Origin of the sequence: Methylobacterium sp. J-072 (assembly GCF_022829425.1) — a bacterium.
Taxonomy (GTDB): Bacteria; Pseudomonadota; Alphaproteobacteria; order Rhizobiales; family Beijerinckiaceae; genus Methylobacterium.
Genome location: NZ_JAKSYK010000190.1, coordinates 1 through 15057 on the forward strand (window position 1 = coordinate 1; position 15057 = coordinate 15057).

Annotated in this window: 16 protein-coding genes and 1 pseudogene; 4 read left to right on the forward strand and 13 right to left on the reverse strand. The window is 72.0% G+C overall.

Going from position 1 to position 15057, the window contains the following annotated elements:
- Positions 1–140, reverse strand: a pseudogene (locus MKK67_RS23630) (glycosyltransferase family 1 protein); the annotation flags it as partial.
- Between the two features lie 241 nt (positions 141–381).
- Here MKK67_RS23630 and MKK67_RS23635 point away from each other — a divergent pair.
- Positions 382–1278, forward strand: coding sequence for a S1 family peptidase (locus tag MKK67_RS23635; protein WP_243970074.1), 897 nt, complete (start codon positions 382–384; stop codon positions 1276–1278).
- 182 nt (positions 1279–1460) lie between these two features.
- On the forward strand, positions 1461–2006 hold the full coding sequence (gene dps, locus MKK67_RS23640) for a DNA starvation/stationary phase protection protein Dps (RefSeq protein WP_243970077.1): 546 nt from the start codon (positions 1461–1463) through the stop codon (positions 2004–2006).
- A gap of 232 nt (positions 2007–2238) precedes the next feature.
- Here dps and MKK67_RS23645 read toward each other — a convergent pair whose 3' ends face one another.
- The 7 genes from MKK67_RS23645 to MKK67_RS23675 form a co-directional block, all read right to left on the reverse strand.
- Positions 2239–3534 carry a phage major capsid protein gene (locus tag MKK67_RS23645; protein WP_243970079.1) on the reverse strand — a complete coding sequence of 432 codons (1296 nt, stop codon included), beginning with the start codon at positions 3532–3534 and terminating at the stop codon, positions 2239–2241.
- Entirely contained in the window at positions 3531–4049 is a 519-nt protein-coding gene (locus tag MKK67_RS23650) for an HK97 family phage prohead protease (protein ID WP_243970081.1), read from the reverse strand. Before MKK67_RS23650 ends, MKK67_RS23645 begins: the two co-directional genes overlap by 4 nt.
- 328 nt (positions 4050–4377) lie before the next feature.
- On the reverse strand, positions 4378–5565 hold the full coding sequence (locus tag MKK67_RS23655) for a phage portal protein (RefSeq protein WP_243970083.1): 1188 nt from the start codon (positions 5563–5565) through the stop codon (positions 4378–4380).
- 848 nt (positions 5566–6413) lie between these two features.
- Positions 6414–6665: a hypothetical protein gene (locus MKK67_RS23660; protein ID WP_243970085.1), complete on the reverse strand. Its 252-nt coding sequence runs from the start codon at positions 6663–6665 to the stop codon at positions 6414–6416.
- A gap of 106 nt (positions 6666–6771) precedes the next feature.
- Complete coding sequence (locus tag MKK67_RS23665; RefSeq protein ID WP_243970107.1) at positions 6772–8010, reverse strand: DNA-packaging protein; 1239 nt, start codon at positions 8008–8010, stop codon at positions 6772–6774.
- A 31-nt stretch (positions 8011–8041) separates the two neighbouring features.
- On the reverse strand, positions 8042–8707 hold the full coding sequence (locus MKK67_RS23670; RefSeq protein WP_243970088.1) for a hypothetical protein: 666 nt from the start codon (positions 8705–8707) through the stop codon (positions 8042–8044).
- 237 nt (positions 8708–8944) lie between these two features.
- Positions 8945–9301, reverse strand: a complete 357-nt coding sequence (locus tag MKK67_RS23675) for a DUF3761 domain-containing protein (RefSeq protein WP_243970090.1) — start codon at positions 9299–9301, stop codon at positions 8945–8947.
- A gap of 446 nt (positions 9302–9747) precedes the next feature.
- Here MKK67_RS23675 and MKK67_RS23680 point away from each other — a divergent pair, with 446 nt between their 5' ends.
- Entirely contained in the window at positions 9748–10002 is a 255-nt protein-coding gene (locus MKK67_RS23680) for a hypothetical protein (protein WP_243970092.1), read from the forward strand.
- Between the two features lie 124 nt (positions 10003–10126).
- On the opposite strand, the gene MKK67_RS23685 is transcribed toward MKK67_RS23680, so the two are convergent.
- Positions 10127–10513, reverse strand: coding sequence for a DUF4260 domain-containing protein (locus MKK67_RS23685; RefSeq protein ID WP_243970095.1), 387 nt, complete (start codon positions 10511–10513; stop codon positions 10127–10129).
- A 125-nt stretch (positions 10514–10638) separates the two neighbouring features.
- On the opposite strand from MKK67_RS23685, the gene MKK67_RS23690 reads away from it, so the two are divergent.
- Positions 10639–11529 carry a LysR family transcriptional regulator gene (locus tag MKK67_RS23690; RefSeq protein WP_243970097.1) on the forward strand — a complete coding sequence of 297 codons (891 nt, stop codon included), beginning with the start codon at positions 10639–10641 and terminating at the stop codon, positions 11527–11529.
- 25 nt (positions 11530–11554) lie between these two features.
- On the opposite strand, the gene MKK67_RS23695 is transcribed toward MKK67_RS23690, so the two are convergent.
- The 4 genes from MKK67_RS23695 to MKK67_RS23710 all read right to left on the reverse strand — a co-directional run.
- Positions 11555–12652, reverse strand: coding sequence for a chemotaxis response regulator protein-glutamate methylesterase (locus tag MKK67_RS23695; RefSeq protein WP_243970099.1), 1098 nt, complete (start codon positions 12650–12652; stop codon positions 11555–11557).
- Positions 12649–13494 (reverse strand): CheR family methyltransferase, encoded by an 846-nt coding sequence (locus tag MKK67_RS23700; RefSeq protein ID WP_243970101.1) that lies wholly within the window; start codon positions 13492–13494, stop codon positions 12649–12651. Before MKK67_RS23700 ends, MKK67_RS23695 begins: the two co-directional genes overlap by 4 nt.
- Before the next feature lie 21 nt (positions 13495–13515).
- Positions 13516–13989 (reverse strand): chemotaxis protein CheW, encoded by a 474-nt coding sequence (locus MKK67_RS23705; protein WP_243970103.1) that lies wholly within the window; start codon positions 13987–13989, stop codon positions 13516–13518.
- Between the two features lie 153 nt (positions 13990–14142).
- Positions 14143–15057: methyl-accepting chemotaxis protein (locus tag MKK67_RS23710; RefSeq protein ID WP_243970105.1), on the reverse strand; the 915-nt coding region annotated here is incomplete at its 5' end.

Consider the following 15057-nt stretch of genomic DNA (forward strand, 5'->3'; position numbering starts at 1 on the left):
CGCAGGAGCGGGCGCAGGGCGTCGGCGAGCGCCGGACCGGTCGCCGCCTGCGCCAGCGGCCCCGCTCCCGGGACGCCCACGAAGGCCCGGGCGCTCGCATCCTCGGCGCAGGCCACCACCGGCCGGCCATAGGCCAGGGCCGGGGAACCCGGGTTCAGAAAGAGGCTCAGCACGTGGGCGGGCCGGAGCATAATTCCGCACCGTCGCTCCCCTCTCCCGACCCGCTTCGCGGGCCACCCTCCCCCGCAAAGGGGGGAGGGAGACGCGTGCCCGCTCGGAACCGCAGCTTGGCCGGTTCATTGCCTTGCTCTAGGCTCCCGCAGCGCCGCGCCGTCGCCGCTGCGTCCCCTCTTGCGCCGTGAGCGCCCCCCGGAGTGCCCGATGTCCCGTCGCCCGATGCGCAAGGCCGGCCCCCGTGAGCGTCTGTTCGGCCTGGGGCTCGGCAGCGCCATGCTGGGCGCCCTGGCCGGGCTGATGCCCGCGCCGGCGGCGGCGGTGATCAACGGCACCACCACCCGCGATCCCGACGGCGCCCGGACCTTCGCGGTGCGGATCGAGAGCACCGAGGGCGAGATCTGCTCGGGCACCCTGATCGCCCAGGACCTCGTGCTCACCGCCGCGCACTGTGTGATGCGCCCGGCCGGCTACACGGTGATCAGCGTCGACCGCGGCTTCCGCCAGCACCGCACGCAGGTGATCGCCGCAACCATGCATCCGGATTTCGTGCCCGGCACGACGCCCGAGGACCAGCCCGGCGTCGACCTCGCCCTGCTCAAGCTCGAAGCGCCGCTGAACGCCGATTACGTCCCCCTCGATCCCCGCGGAGCCGCCTCGATCGACACCGGCGCGGCCGTGGACATCGCAGGCTTCGGCGTCGTGGCCGAGAACCGGCGCGACACGGCCCGCACCCTGCGGCTGGCGCATCTCGTCTCGATCGGCTCCCTGCAGGTCGCCAACCGGGTGACCGTCGTGACCGACCGGCGGCGCATGGCCGAGACCTCCGGGGCCGGCGCGTGCCTGGGCGATTCCGGCGGCCCGATCCTCTCCGGAGGGCCCGGCGGCTACCGGATCGTCGGCGTGGTGAGCTGGTCGAGCGGCGCCCTGCAGCAGGGTGCGCGCCGGACCGCCTGCGGCGGCTTCACCGCGGTGACCCCCGTGGCCGAACATACCGGCTGGATCGCCACCCGGTCGGCGGAACTCGCGCGGATTCCAGTGGGCGAGGCGCTGCCCCGCGGCAACCGCTCTGACTGGATGGCCAAGACCGGCCGGCGCCGCTGAAGCTCGGTCCGAAAGGCGTTTAGAGCGCCCAAGACCAGTCTTGGCCCTGAAGCAGGTCAGACCTGCGGCTCGGAACACCGGACCGGCCGTCGCGTTGTGCAACGCAATCGCGTCGGGCGAGGCATCGCGGCCGTCAGGGCCTATTCGCGACCGTCCGCACGCATGTTTACGGAGCAAATTTCATGGCTGATACCGGCAAGGGCGATACCGTCCGCTCGCACAAGACCCGTAACGACACCGACTCGAACGCCAAGCAGGTCTCGGTCCAGGCGCTGAATGCCCGGCTGGCGGACGGCATCGACCTCGCCCTGGCGATCAAGCAGGCCCACTGGAACCTCAAGGGTCCGCAGTTCATCGGCATTCACGAGATGCTCGACGGCTTCCGCACCGAGCTCGACGACCTCAACGACAAGGTCGCGGAGCGCGCGGTGCAGCTCGGCGCCACGGCGTTCGGCTCGACCCAGGCGGTCGCTGAGAAGACCAAGCTGCCGGCCTACCCGACCGGGATCTACGCCATCGCCGACCACGTCGCGGCGCTGATCGACAGCTACGCCGCCTACGCCAACGCGGTGCGCGAGAACATCGACGAGACCGACGAGGCTGGCGATCCCGGCACGGCCGACCTGTTCACCGAGATTTCCCGCGCGGTCGACAAGCAGCTGTGGTTCCTCGAGGCCCACGTCCAGGAGCCGACCGGCACCCTGCGGGACGGCAACCCGGGCCGGTAAGCGCTTAGGTCGAGAGCCCAGCGCATTCGGCGATGGCATGCGCGTTCCCTCCCCCCTTTGCGGGGGAGGGTGGGCCGGCCGTCAGGCCGGGTCGGGAGAGGGGCAGCGCGACGATCGCGGGTTTCACGCCCGTCGCGACCTCTCCGGACACGGCGCTCCCCTCTCCCGACCCGCTTCGCGGGCCACCCTCCCCCGCAGAGGGGGGAGGGAACCGTGCGGGTGTCAGCCTCCCTCACCCAAACTTCAACACCTTGATCGCATCAAAATCCTGCACCCCGCCGCCGACGCGCTTGGTGACGTAGAACAGCACGTAGGGCTTGGCCGAGTACGGGTCGCGCAGCACTCGCAGGCCGGTGCGGTCAACCACGAGGTAGCCCCGGCGGAAATCGCCGAAGGCCACCGACAGGCTGTTGGCCGCGATCTCCGGCATCGCCTCCGCCTCGGTGACGGGGAAGCCGATCAGCGTCGCGGAGCGGTCGGCCGTGAGCGGCGGGTGCCAGAGATAGTTGCCCTGCGCATCCTTAAACTTGCGGATCGCGCTCTGGGTGCGCCGGCTCATCACGAAGCCGGCATTCTGGCGGTAGGCCGCCCGCAGGCTGTAGACCAGATCGAACAGCACGTCGGACGGGTTGCTCTGCGGGAACGCCCCGGCCGCCCCGGTGGCGACGAAGCCGAGCTTGCCCGGCACCCAGGCGGCGTTGGCCACGGTGTCGTAGCTCAGGAAGCCGCGCGGGCGGCTGGCGCCGTTGCCGGTGACGAAGGCCACCCCCTCCTGCTCGGCGAAGGCCATCTCGACCTCGGCCGAGAGCCAGGCGTCGAGATCGACCACGGCGTCGTCCAGCAGGGTCTGGGTCGCGGCCGGCATGGCGTAGAGTTCCATGGCCGGGAACGCGATCTCGGCGAGCACCGGCCCGTCGGTGCCGGGGCGCGGGGCGGTCTCGGCGACCCAGCCGGTGACCGGGGCGCCCACCGAGGCGGCGCGCTTGTACTGGGCTCCGGAGATCTGCTGCACGCTGGCGATCGACCGGATCGGCGAGACCTGCGCGAGCCGGGCCAGCACGGTCCGCTCCAGGGTCTGCGGCACCAGGTAGCCGCCATCCGGTCCCGATCCGGCCGAGAGGGCCTTGGCTTCCAGGCGCTTCAGCCCGGCGCTCTCGCCGGCGCGGACATAGAGGTCGAAGGCGGCCTTGTGCTCCTGCGCGGCCCCGTCCTCCCGGGGACCGGGCTGGCCGAGCGGCGGCCGGGCGCGGTCGAGGGTGATCCGGTCGAGCTGGGTTCGGGCGGCATCCAAGGCCGCGTCGATCCGGGCGAGCTTCTCCTCGGTGAGCACGTCGGTGCCGAGCCGGCCCTCGATCTGGGCGATGCGGGTGTCGTTGGTCTCCTTGAACGCCTCGAAGGCGATGGCGAGTTCGTCGAGGGCGGGCTGGACCGGTTCGGCCCCGGGGCGGCCGGCCTTGTTCTCCAGGCCGGGCAGCGCGCCCTTGGTCTCCGGGGCGGGACGCGACGGTGCGGCGGTGTGGGACATCATCGAACGACCTCGTGGCTGGGGTGGGTGAAGCGGAATGGGGCCGCCGATCGGGGGCGGACCGCGGGGGCGGCGATCCTCCGGGCGAGGCCGCGGATGTCGGCGGGAGTGGGGCTCGGACTCGCCCGGGCTCCCGGCTGCAACGGGAAGGTCACCAGGGAGATCTCCCAGAGATCGACCCGCTGGAGCCGGCGCTCCCCGCCCGCGCCCTTGCCGGCGAGCAGCGTGCGAAAGCCGATCGACAGCCCGTCGAGGCCGCCGCCGCGCATCAGCGCGTCGACCTCCCGGGCGCGCTGGACCGCGAGGTTGAGCTGCCCCTCGGCGAACAGGCCGCGGGCATCCTCGCGCAGCGACAGCCAGCGCCCGATCGGCTCGGCCGGATCGTGCTGGAACAGCAGCCGCACCCCGGCGGCCCCGCGGCTGGCGAGGCTCGCGGCAAACGCCCCCGGCACCACCACGTCGCGGCCGAGATCGGGCACGCCGAACACGCTGGCGTAGCCGGAGAAGAGGCCATCCATCGGCAGGGTCCTCGGTTGGTTTTTCGGGATGGGCTGAGAGGCCGTGGCTTCAAGGACAGCCAGTCCAGAAATGGCAGGCGCTCTCCCTCCCCCCTCAGCGGGCTACGATGTTCACACCTCGGCTTGCGAAAGCCGCCACGCGCCCCCTCTCCCGTGCGGGAGAGGGTTGGGGTGAGGGACCAGGTCTTTCCGGATAAGGCGCATCCCTCACCCTGTCCCTCTCCCGCACGGGAGAGGGGACCCGCGCCACATCCGGGGATGGGTGAATCCGATAGCTCGCAGAGGGGGAAGGGAGAGCGCGCGGGTCTGGGCAGGCGGCGCGCGCCCTTCACCCGCCCGCGGCCGGCTCCGGCGGGTAGCCCACCGCCTCGCGTTTCTCGGCTGCCGACAGGAACCCGGCCGCCTCGACCCGGCGCCACAGGGATTCCCGCTCGCCCGACAGCGCCTCGATCCGGTCGAGGTCGGGCTCCAGGTCCAGGGCGCCGAAGGCGGGCTCCAGCCAGCCGGCGAGCGCCTGGGCGGTGCGGGCGGCGAGCGGGATCAGGGTCTGGCGGTAGAGCGCCCGGTTGGCCTCCGCGTAGTTGGCGTGGGTGCTGTCGCCGGGCAGGCCGAGCAGCAGCGGCGGCACCCCGAAGGCCAAAGCGATCTCCCGGGCCGCCGCGTTCTTGGCCTCGACGAAATCCATGTCCTTGGGCGAGAGGGCCAGCGGCTTCCAGTCGAGGCCGCCCTCCAGCAGCAGCGGCCGGCCGGCATTGGCGGCGCCCTGATAGTTCGCCTCCAGCTCGGCCTTCAGCCGGTCGAATTGCGGCTCGGTGAGCGCCGCGCCGGCGAAGACCAGCGCCCCCGAAGGCCGGGCGGCATTGTCGAGCAGCGCCTTGTTCCAGGCGCTGGCGGCGTTGTGGATGTCGAGCGCGGTGGCGGCCGCCTCGATCGGCGCGAGGCCGGCATGGTCGTCGTCCGGGTGGAACAGGCTGAGCGCCAGGATCGGCGCCACCTCGGGGGCGCCGGGGGCCGGCAGGTCGAACCGCCGGCTGGTCCCGGCGACCGTGTAGACATAGGCGGCGGGCCAGCCGTCCGGGCTCGGCACCATCCGCATCCGGGCCGGCCGCAGGGCCTGCAGGGCGGCGATCCGCCCGTCGAGGCTCACCGCCTCAAGGTAGGCGGTGCCGCTGAGCGCCAGATCCGCATAGACGGTCTCGAGCAGGTGCGTGCCGCTCTCGCGCGGGTTCGGTCGGGCCAGCAGCGCCAGGAGGTCGGCGGCCCTGGCGGCGCCCGGCCCGGTGGCGATGAGCGGCAGGCTCGCCGCACCCTCGGCGACCAGCCGGACCGCCCGGTGCACGATCGGGTTGCCCTGGTAGCCGGCCCGCGCCAGCGCCGCCGGGTCCCGAGGCGTCCAGCTGGCCCGCCCGTCGGTGTAGAGCGCGAAGGCCGGGGCGGCCTTGGTGACGAGGTCAGGCCCAGCCGGGCGGGCTGCGAGGCGCGCGACCCGCGCCAGCCGATCGAGGAGAGTCGCCATGCCGGTGCGATCCTGGGCTAGGGTATGAAGCGCCGATCCGCCCGGCGAGCCGGAGCGGCGTTCGGCGATGCGGTTTTTTTGAGATCGGGCGCCGCCGCGCGGCCGGGTGGGTGCGGCGGATTCGCCGCACCCCGAGCCGTCACCGTGGCGACGCCGCCACAGCCATGACCGGCCGACTCATGTATTCCGAATACAGTTCGTTCCAGAGACCACGAACCGACTCCCGGCGCGCTTCTCGCAGAGGCGCGCCGTATTGTTTTGCGGGTGCGTGCGGTCTGGCATCGCGGCCTCGATCGGCGGATCTGCCCGGCCGCGGGCGATCCCATCCACCCCCCTCATCCTGAGAGGCTGTGAGTCTTTCGATCGATCGCCCTTCGATGTTCCATGTACCCGACGCCTTAGCGGCGCCGGACGGGCCAATGCCCCCAGCACGAGCCGCGGGTCCCCTCTCCCGTGCGGGAGAGGGACAGGGTGAGGGATGCGCGTTTTCCGGAAAGACCTGGCCCCTCACCCCAACCCTCTCCCGCATGGGAGAGGGGGCGTGTCGCGTTCCGTCATGGACCTCGGGCCAAACCTTCGGGGGGACGTCTCCCTTGGGCCCGCGAGCCGGGATGAACCTCCCAAGGAACGCTGCCGCGTCATCGTCTGCCGCGAGCGATGACTCGAAAGACTCACAGCCTCTGGGGCGACGGAGCGCAGCGGAGGCCTCGAAGGGGCCCTCCAGGGATCGCGTGGCTGGCTGGATGTCTCCTTCGAGGCCGCTGCCGCGGCACCTCAGCATGAGGGGATCGTAGGATCTCCCGGGTCTTCCGACCTTTGAAAAAGGCCGGGCCTGGCACCAATCCCGATCAAACCGTCTCGACCGCGCGCTCGACAACGCCGGCCGCCTCGCGGGCGCAGCGGAGCACGGCGGCGCGGTCGGCCTCGTCGGTGATCGCGTGCCACAGGCGCAGCAGCTCGACCGTGGCGCTCAGGTCGGTGCGGACCGTCGGCGGCCCGAAAAAGTCGGAGACCGGGCAGCCGAGAATCTCGGCGAGCCTGCGCAGGCGGCGATGGGCGCTGCCGGGCAGACAGCCCTCAGGATCAGGATCCGCGTTCACGGGCCGCCCTCCGGATATGCGGTCGACATTATCAGGCCGACGGAGTGTATGCAATTTGTGGCTGCAACACGCCTCACGTTCCCGTGTGGGATCGCACAGGCCGAACTCAGAGCCGGCGGATCCGCGGCTCCCGCGCCCCGTCGAGCAGCAGATGCGTGATCGCCCAGACTAGGGCGTCGAGCCGATCGGGCGAGGCGCCGCTCGACAGGCCGTCCGGCCCGAAATCGCACAGCTCGTCCTCCAGGGCCGGGAACGCCCCGACATGGTGGACGAGGCCCCTTGCGTAGAGCAGCGAGACCGGCTCGGCGCGCAGATACTTGCCTCGCATGGCCCGGACCGGGGTGACCGGCACCGCCGGGTCGCACTGGGCCAGCACTGCGGCGGCCATCTCGCCGCCCTGGTTGACCTCGACCACCAGGGCATCGGCCCCGAGCCGGTGATAGAGCGCCAGCGCGGCCCCGGCCCAGGCCTGGGGGCTCGCCCGGGCGAGGCTGGCATCGGCCAGCACGTAGGCCCGGGCGCCGGCCCGGCCCGCGGCCACGATCCCGCAGGCATCCGAGCGCGCGCCGGAGGTCGCGGGCGGATCCACCGCCACGACGATCCGGGCGAGCTCCGGCGCGGCGGCGACCCGGGCGGCCTCCAGGGCGGCGCGATCCCACAGGGCATCGTCCCGGTCGGCGATCAGCTCGCCGTCGAGCTCCTGGCGGCCGAGCCGCGTGCCGGCATAGCGCCCGACCACCTGCTCCAGAAAATCCGGGGCGAGATGCGCGGCATTGTCGTGCGTGCGGGCGCGGCTGACCACGGTGCGCGGGTCGGCGAGCAGGCGGCGGATCAGCGGCACCGGCCGCGGCGTGGTGGTGACGAGGTTGCGCGGGCGCGCGCCCAGCCGCAGCCCGAATTGCAGCATGTCGAAGGCGGCCTCGGGCCGGCGCCACTTGGCCGCCTCGTCGCACCAGGCGGCGCCGAATTGCGGACCGCGCAGGGCATCGGGTTCCTCCGCCGAGAAGGCCAGCGCCACCGCGCCGTTGTCCCAGGCGAGCCGGCGCCGGCTCGGCGACCAGTGCGGCCGCGCCCTTCCCCGGTGCGGCAGGTTGAGGAGGCCGGACGGCCCCTCGACCATCACGTCGCGCACGTCGAGATGGGTCTCGCCCACGAGCGCGATGCGCCCGACCGGCTCGGCCGTGAAGGCCGGATCGCCCCGGGCGAGCGCATCGACCCATTCGGCCCCGGTGCGGGTCTTGCCGCTGCCGCGGCCGCCGATCACCGCCCAGGTCGTCCAGGCGGGGTCCTCCGGCGGCAGCTGGTCCGTCCGGGCCTGGTGCAGCCAGTCTTCGGCGAGGGCCATAACCAGCGGCGCCGGCAGGGTCGCCAGGAAGTCAGGCAGCCGTCCGGCCGCGGACAAAGCCCGCATAGCGGCGCGCGATCTCCGCGCGGAGGGCCGGCAGATCGGGCTCGGTGCCGCCATCGCCTCCCTCCCCGCTCTCTCGCCCGTGTCCCGAACCGATCTCGTCGAGCAGCCGCTTGAGGCCGCCGAGGTCGCGCAGCACCCGGGCGGAATCGAGCACCGCCGCCCCCTCCCCGCTCAAGGCGGCGTCGAAGGCGGCGATCTGCCGGGCGATGTGGGCGCGCAGATGCGCCCGCAGGATCGGCGGATCCGCCGCCGAGACGGGATCGAGGAGGCCGGGCTCGACCGCGGGCTCCGGCTCGGCCTGCGGCTCGGGGCGGGCGACGCCGCAGAGCGCCAGGAGCCGGGTGGCGGCTTCGCGCCCGACACCGGCCGCCTCGGCGACATCCGCCGGATCGTTGTGCGCCTCGCCCAGCAGCCGGGCGAGCGCGGCCCGCCGCGCCTCTGGCCAGCGCGCGGCAACATCATGCCGCCAGCGGCGCGGTCGCAGCCAGCCCGACCGGGCGTTCCAGGTGAGGATCGTGGCCGGCTTCACGCCGGTGCGGGCGCTGATCTCCTCGACCGACAGCGCGGTCTCGCGCAACAGCCGCTCGACCGCCTCGCGCCGCTCGGCCGGCAGGGCCTCGAGTGTCCGCATCGCCGCCGCTCCGCATACTTTTCGACCGTGCCCTGGATGTACCCGAGGAGCGGGACGGTGTCAATCTAAAAATTCCTATCTTTGGATTTTAGGCCGAGATTTTTTGTCCTGTTCCACGCGGTCCCTTCAAGGCTGGCAGCGAGGTTTCGGCGCCCACCCCGTCATTCCGGAGCCGCCTCCGCAAAAGCCCGCCGTGGCCCGGCAATCTGATCCGTACACCTTGAGAGGTCTGCCCGCTCAGCCCTCCCAATGCGCCACGCCGCCATGGCCGGAGCAGGTGCCCCGGTGGTTGCGGCTGAAGCTCCAGGTGTCGTCCCGGCACTGGGCCGTGGCGCCGGCCGGCTTGCCGCCGTCGCGGGTCTTGGCCGGGCGATGGACCTCGAAGCCGTCGCGGTTGCGATAATGGCCGTGCCGGTCGAGGGTCGATTCGTCGGGCGCGCGGAACTCCCGGGCGCTGGCGCCTCCGGCGAGGCCGAGGAGCACGGCACCGGCCAGGGCCAGCCGCACGCAGGCGAGCCGCATCATCGGCCGGCCCTCGGCGCGTCGGCATCCCCGACCGTCGGAAGGCACGGTCACGGTCGGGATCAATCTCACGGCGCACCCTCCAGGTTGTGTTGATTGGCATCAAACACAACTCAAACGGGGCAGTCACGCGCGATGTCGGGTTAGGCTTAAACCTCCTTCAAGTTGTGGATCGACTGCCACGGCAGCGTTCCGGGGCGACGCGACGGGATCCGCCGCCGCCGTCAAATCGCGTGCTGCAGGAAGACCGCAGCCTCGGAGCGGGGCCGGAGCGCACCCGATCCCGATGCAGCCGACGCGGGTCGATTCCGGACGCGCCCAAGTTTCGGCCGATAGAACTCTTTGCACGCCGCGATGCGAGCACCGAAGGCCGAGGTCGATCTGCGTATTGAGCATGGCGCGGCCGGTTTTCGCGAGGCGCCCTGCAAAAATACTGGGATTGCCGTGGGCCTGTATGCGGCGGTAACTTGGGTCGGCTGCTTCGCGGCGACGCAATCGAAAGCGAATACGGGGGCGAAGTGTTCGTTCTGGTGCTGGCGACCCTGGCGGGTGGCATCCTGACCTGTCTGTGCGCCTGGCCCTGGTTCGGCCTCGGCGCGGTCCTCCTGGCACCGTTCGGGGCGGGGAGCGCGGCGGTCTTCGCCGGCCTCCTGGTGGCCGCCCTGCGGAGCCGGCATCCGGCAATGGTGCGCAAGTCGGTCTCGGGCGCGCCCCCCGAGGCGCCGCCCGTCGTCGCCAACGATACGCTGGCGGGTCAACGCCGCCGGGCGTGATCGGCCGCCGGGGCGCGCGGAGTCGGAAACAGGCCGCCCTTGCCCAGGACCGCGGCCAAGCGCGATTCTTTATCGGCCGCCGCCCGGACCGCGTCTCGCGAATGCCGGCAAGCGCCCTCCTGGACTAGGTGCGAGAGCCGGTCCCGATCATCCCCAGATGCGTGGCGCCGAAGCCGGCCGGGTCTTTGAGGCCGTAGCCGAGGGCGCGGTCGAAGCCGATATGCGCGGCCCAGATCAGACCCGCCGCCAGGATCTCCGGCGTCGGCGCGATCACGCCCCAGGCCAGGCACGCCGCCGGCAGGCCGTACCAGTGCCCGGCATTGTAGAGCACCGCCCCCGCGGCGCGCCCGGCACCATAGCCGAGCAGGGTCAGGTCGGGGGCGAGGAACAGCAGCCCGAAAAGCCACCAGCTCGCGTCCAGACGGCCATACGTCACCGCGGCGGCGACGAGGACGACCAGCCCTTCGAGGCGGAGGAGCCGCCGCGGCGCGCCCGTTACGGTTCCGGCCATGATGGGTCTCCCGGCGCATCGTCTTGAATCCGGCATTCGGGACGATGCGCCGGGTGGACGGCCGGAGATTCGATCATTTATGCGTGCATGGCGAGGCAGCGGTTTCGCATGGCATAGCCCGAAAAATGAATACCCCCGACTGGACCCTGCTGCGCTCGTTCCTCGCGGTGGTGGAGATGCGCTCGCTGTCGGCGGCCGCGACCCGCGTCGGGGCGACCCAGCCGACCCTGAGCCGGCATATCCGCGCCCTGGAGACGGCGTTCGGCGTCACCCTGTTCACCCGCACGGCGCGGGGGCTCGAACCGACCGAGGCGGCCCTCAGCCTGATCGCGGACGCCCGCGCCATGGGCACGGCCGCGGAGGCGCTGGCGCTGAAGGCGCAAGGCCGGGCGCAGGGTCTGAGCGGCACCGTGCGGATCACCGCCTCGGTGATGGTCGCCAACCTCCTGCTGCCGCCGATCCTGGCGGATCTGCGGGCGGCCGAGCCGCGCATCCAGATCGAGCTCGTCGCCTCCGATCAGGCGCAGAACTTGCTGCGCCGGGATGCCGACATCGCGATCCGCATGGTCGACCCGACCCAGAACACCCTGATCGCCCGCAAGCTCGGGGAGGCGCCGCTCGGGCTGTTCGGTACGCGCGGCTATTTCGAGCGCCGCGGCCGGCCCCGCACTGTGGCGGATCTGGCCGGGCACGACGTGCTCGGCTTCGACCGCAACGACGCCCTCCTGCGGGCCTACGCCGCCCACGGGCTCCGGGCGGAGCGCAAGGATTTCTGCATCCGCTGCGACGACCAGATGGTTTCCTGGAACCTGATGCTGGCCGGGGCCGGCCTCGGCTTCGCCCAGGTGCTTCTGGCCGGGCGCCAGCCCGAGCTGGAGCAGGCGGAGATCGGCCTGCACCTCGCGCCCCTGCCGGTCTGGCTGGTCCTGCACGAGGAGGTCCGCGGCAACGCCCGGATCCGCCGCGTCGCCGATGTCCTGTCGGAGGCGCTCATCGGTGTGCTGAGCGGCGGCTGAAGGAGACCGTCGTCCAGCCTCCGCCTCACGCCGGCTGGCGCTGCACCGGGGCGAGGCCGAAGCGGATGATCTCGTGGTGGAGCCGGTCCAGCGGCAGGATCTTGGCGGCGGCGCCGCGCTCGATCGCCTCCTTGGGCATGCCGAACACCACGCAGCTCTCCTCGTCCTGCGCCACCGTGAGGGCGCCGGCCCGGCGCATCTCCAGCAGGCCGTTGGCGCCGTCGTCGCCCATGCCGGTCATGATGATGCCCAGCGCGTTGGCGCCGGCGCATTGCGCGGCCCCGCGGAACAGCACGTCCACCGAGGGGCGGTGGCGCGAGACCAGCGGGCCGTCCTTCACCGCCACGGTGTAGCGGTTGCCGCTGCGCTGGAGCAGCAGGTGCCGGCCGCCCGGGGCGATCAGGGCCCGCCCGGGGACGACCGCGTCGCCGTCCTCCGCCTCCTTCACGGCGATGGCGCAGAGCCCGTCGAGGCGCTTGGCGAAGGCCGCGGTGAAATGCTCCGGCATGTGCTGGACGATCACGAGGCCCGGGCAATCGGCCGGCAGCCCCTCCAGCACGTCGCGCAGGGATTCCGTGCCGCCCGTGGAGGCGCCGATGCAGACGATCGGCTCCGTCCCGGCCAGGGTCCGGCGGCGGCCCGACGGCGGCAGCACGGCGTCGGCCGTGAGTTTCTTCTCCACCGCCCGGAGCGGCGGGCGGCTCGTGCGCAGCTTTGCCCCGGCGGCACCCCGGACGGCGTCGCAGACCCGCACGGAGGATTCCATCAGGAACTGGCGCGTGTCGATCCGGGGCTTGGGCAGGACGTCGACGGCGCCCGCCTCCAGCACCTCGAACAGGGTCCGCGAGCCCTGGTCGGTCAGCGTCGAGCAGATGATCACCGGGATCGGCCGCTGGGCCATGATCTTCCGCAGGAAGGTCAGCCCGTCCATCCGGGGCATTTCGAGGTCGAGGATGATGACGTCCGGGACTTCGTCGTGGATGCGCCGCGCCGCGATGAACGGATCGGCCGCGGTGCCGAGCACGGTGATGTCGGGGGCTGCCTCCAGGATGCTGACCAGGGTCTGGCGGACCGAGGCGGAATCATCGACGATCAGAACGCGGATCGGTGCCGTCCGCTTCATCCGATCGCGCCCTTCGACCGGGCGAAGACCGTCGAGGAGACCTGAACCAGGCCCGGCACCCCGGCCCCGGCCATCGATTCCGAGTGGCCGACCACCAGGAAGCCGCCGGGCTGCAGATGCGTGGCGAGCCGGGACAGCACCGCGCGCTGGGTGTCCTTGTCGAAGTAGATCAGGACGTTGCGGCAGAAGATGATGTCGATGTCGCGATCGACCGCGTACTGGGCGTTCATCAGGTTCAGGTGCTTGAAGCGCACGCGGGCCCGCAACTCCGGGACGATCCGCCCGACCTTCCAGGCCGGGTCCCGGGCATTCATCACGTAGCGCCTGCGGAAATGCGGCGGCACCGCCTGGAGGACGTCCTCCGGGTAGATGCCGTCGGCGGCGACCCGCAGGACCTCCGTGGAGACGTCGGTGCCGAGGATCGCGTAGTCGAGGGCGTGCCCGGCCATCGCCATGTCGTGCAGCACCATGGCCAGGGTGTAGGCCTCGGCCCCCGTGGAGGCGGCGGCGCTCCAGATCTTGAGGCGCGCTTGCGCGGCGGCGCCCCGGCGCAGCCTCGGCACCAGCTCGTCCCGGAGCTGGTCGAAATGCGCCGGCTCGCGGAAGAAATCGGTCTTGTTGGTGGTGACGCAGTCGATGATGTGGACGAACTCCTCGGAGAGGTGACCCTCCTCGAAGACGTGACGCCCGTAATCCGACAGGGACTCGATCTCGAGGGCGCGCATGCGCTTGCGCAGCCGCCCCTCCACCATGGTGCGCTTGGCCGGGGGAATCTGGATCCCGACCCGGTCCTGGATCATCTCCGCGACGGTGTCGAAATGGCGGTCTTTCAGGCGCGGCATGGCATCGGTCCTTTGCGGCGATCAGGCCGCGAGCGACGGCAAGAGCAGGGCGGGGTCGTCGCCCGCCATCAGCGCCTTGAGGTCGAACACGACCACGAAGGCCTCGCCCTTGCGGCCGATCCCGGCGATGTAGGTCGAGCGCCAGCGGCCGCCGACATCGGGGGCGGGCTCCAGCTCGGCGCTGTCGAGCTCGGCCACCTCGATCACCCGGTCGGCCACGAAACCGACCCGCATCTCGCGGGTCTCCATGGGGATGTTGAGCAGGATGATCCGGGTCGCCGGGGTCACGCCGATCGCCGGCAGGCCGAGCTTGGTGCGCAGGTCGATCACCGGGTAGCTCTGGCCGCGCACGTCGATCATGCCGACCAGGAACGGGGGCGCGTGCGGCAGGGCCGCCGGTACCCGGTAATCGAGGATCTCGTGCACGGATTCGATGGCGATCCCGAAGATCTCGCGATCGAGGCCGAGGGTCAGATATTGCCACACGCTGGACATGCTGGTCTCCGGCTGGGCCGCTGCCGGTCGGGTCCTGCCCGAACCGGGGGACACGGGCTTGCGCCGCGGCGACATGGGGATCGGTCGTTTGGGGATCGGTCGTTTCAGGGACGGCACCGCGCGGGCGAAGAACCCGCGCGGTGCCGGGGCCGCTCACGCGGCGCGGACGAAGTCGGCGTCGCGGGCGTCGCCGTCGCCCATGTCGAGGTCGAAACCGCCGCCCACGGCCCGGCCGGGCCGGCTGAGGCGGGTCTTGACGGCGCCCTTGACGGCGGCCCCCTTGGCCGGCGCGCCCATCCGGGCCGCCGTCGCCCGCAGCTGCGTCGCCGCCACGTCGATGCGGGCATCCGCCTCGTCGATGCGGAAATAGCCGATCGTCGCCTGCAGCCGCTCGGCTTGCGTGGCCAGCTCCTCCGAGGTCGCCGAGACCTGCTCGGAGGCGCTGGCGTTCTGCTGGGTCACCTTGTCGAGCTGCTGGATCGCCTGGTTGATCTGCGCCGACCCGACATCCTGCTCGCGGCAGGCCGCCGAGATCTCTTCCACCAGCACCGCGGTCTTGCGGATGTCGGGCACCAGACGCCCGAGCATCTCGCCGGCCTGCTGGGCCGCCTTCACCGTGTCGACCGACAGGGTGCCGATCTCGGCCGCGGCAGCCTGCGAACGCTCGGCGAGCTTCCTCACCTCGGAGGCCACCACCGCGAAGCCGCGGCCGTGCTCGCCGGCGCGCGCCGCCTCGACGGCGGCGTTGAGGGCCAGGAGGTCGGTCTGGCGGGCGATCTCCTGCACGATGGTGATCTTCTGGGCGATGGTCTGCATGGCGTCGACCGCCTGCCCGACCGCGACGCCGCTGGCCTCGGCGTCCTTGGCCGATTGCCGGGCGATCGCCTCGGTCTGGCTGGCATTCTCGGCGTTCTGTTTCACGTTGGCCGCCATCTCCTCCATGGAGGCCGAGGCCTCTTCGGTGGAGGCGGCCTGCTCGGTCGAGCCCTGCGACAGCTGCTCGGCCGAGGACGACAGCTCCTGCGAGCCGGCCGAGACGTTGCTCGAGGCGAGGATGACCTGGCCCAC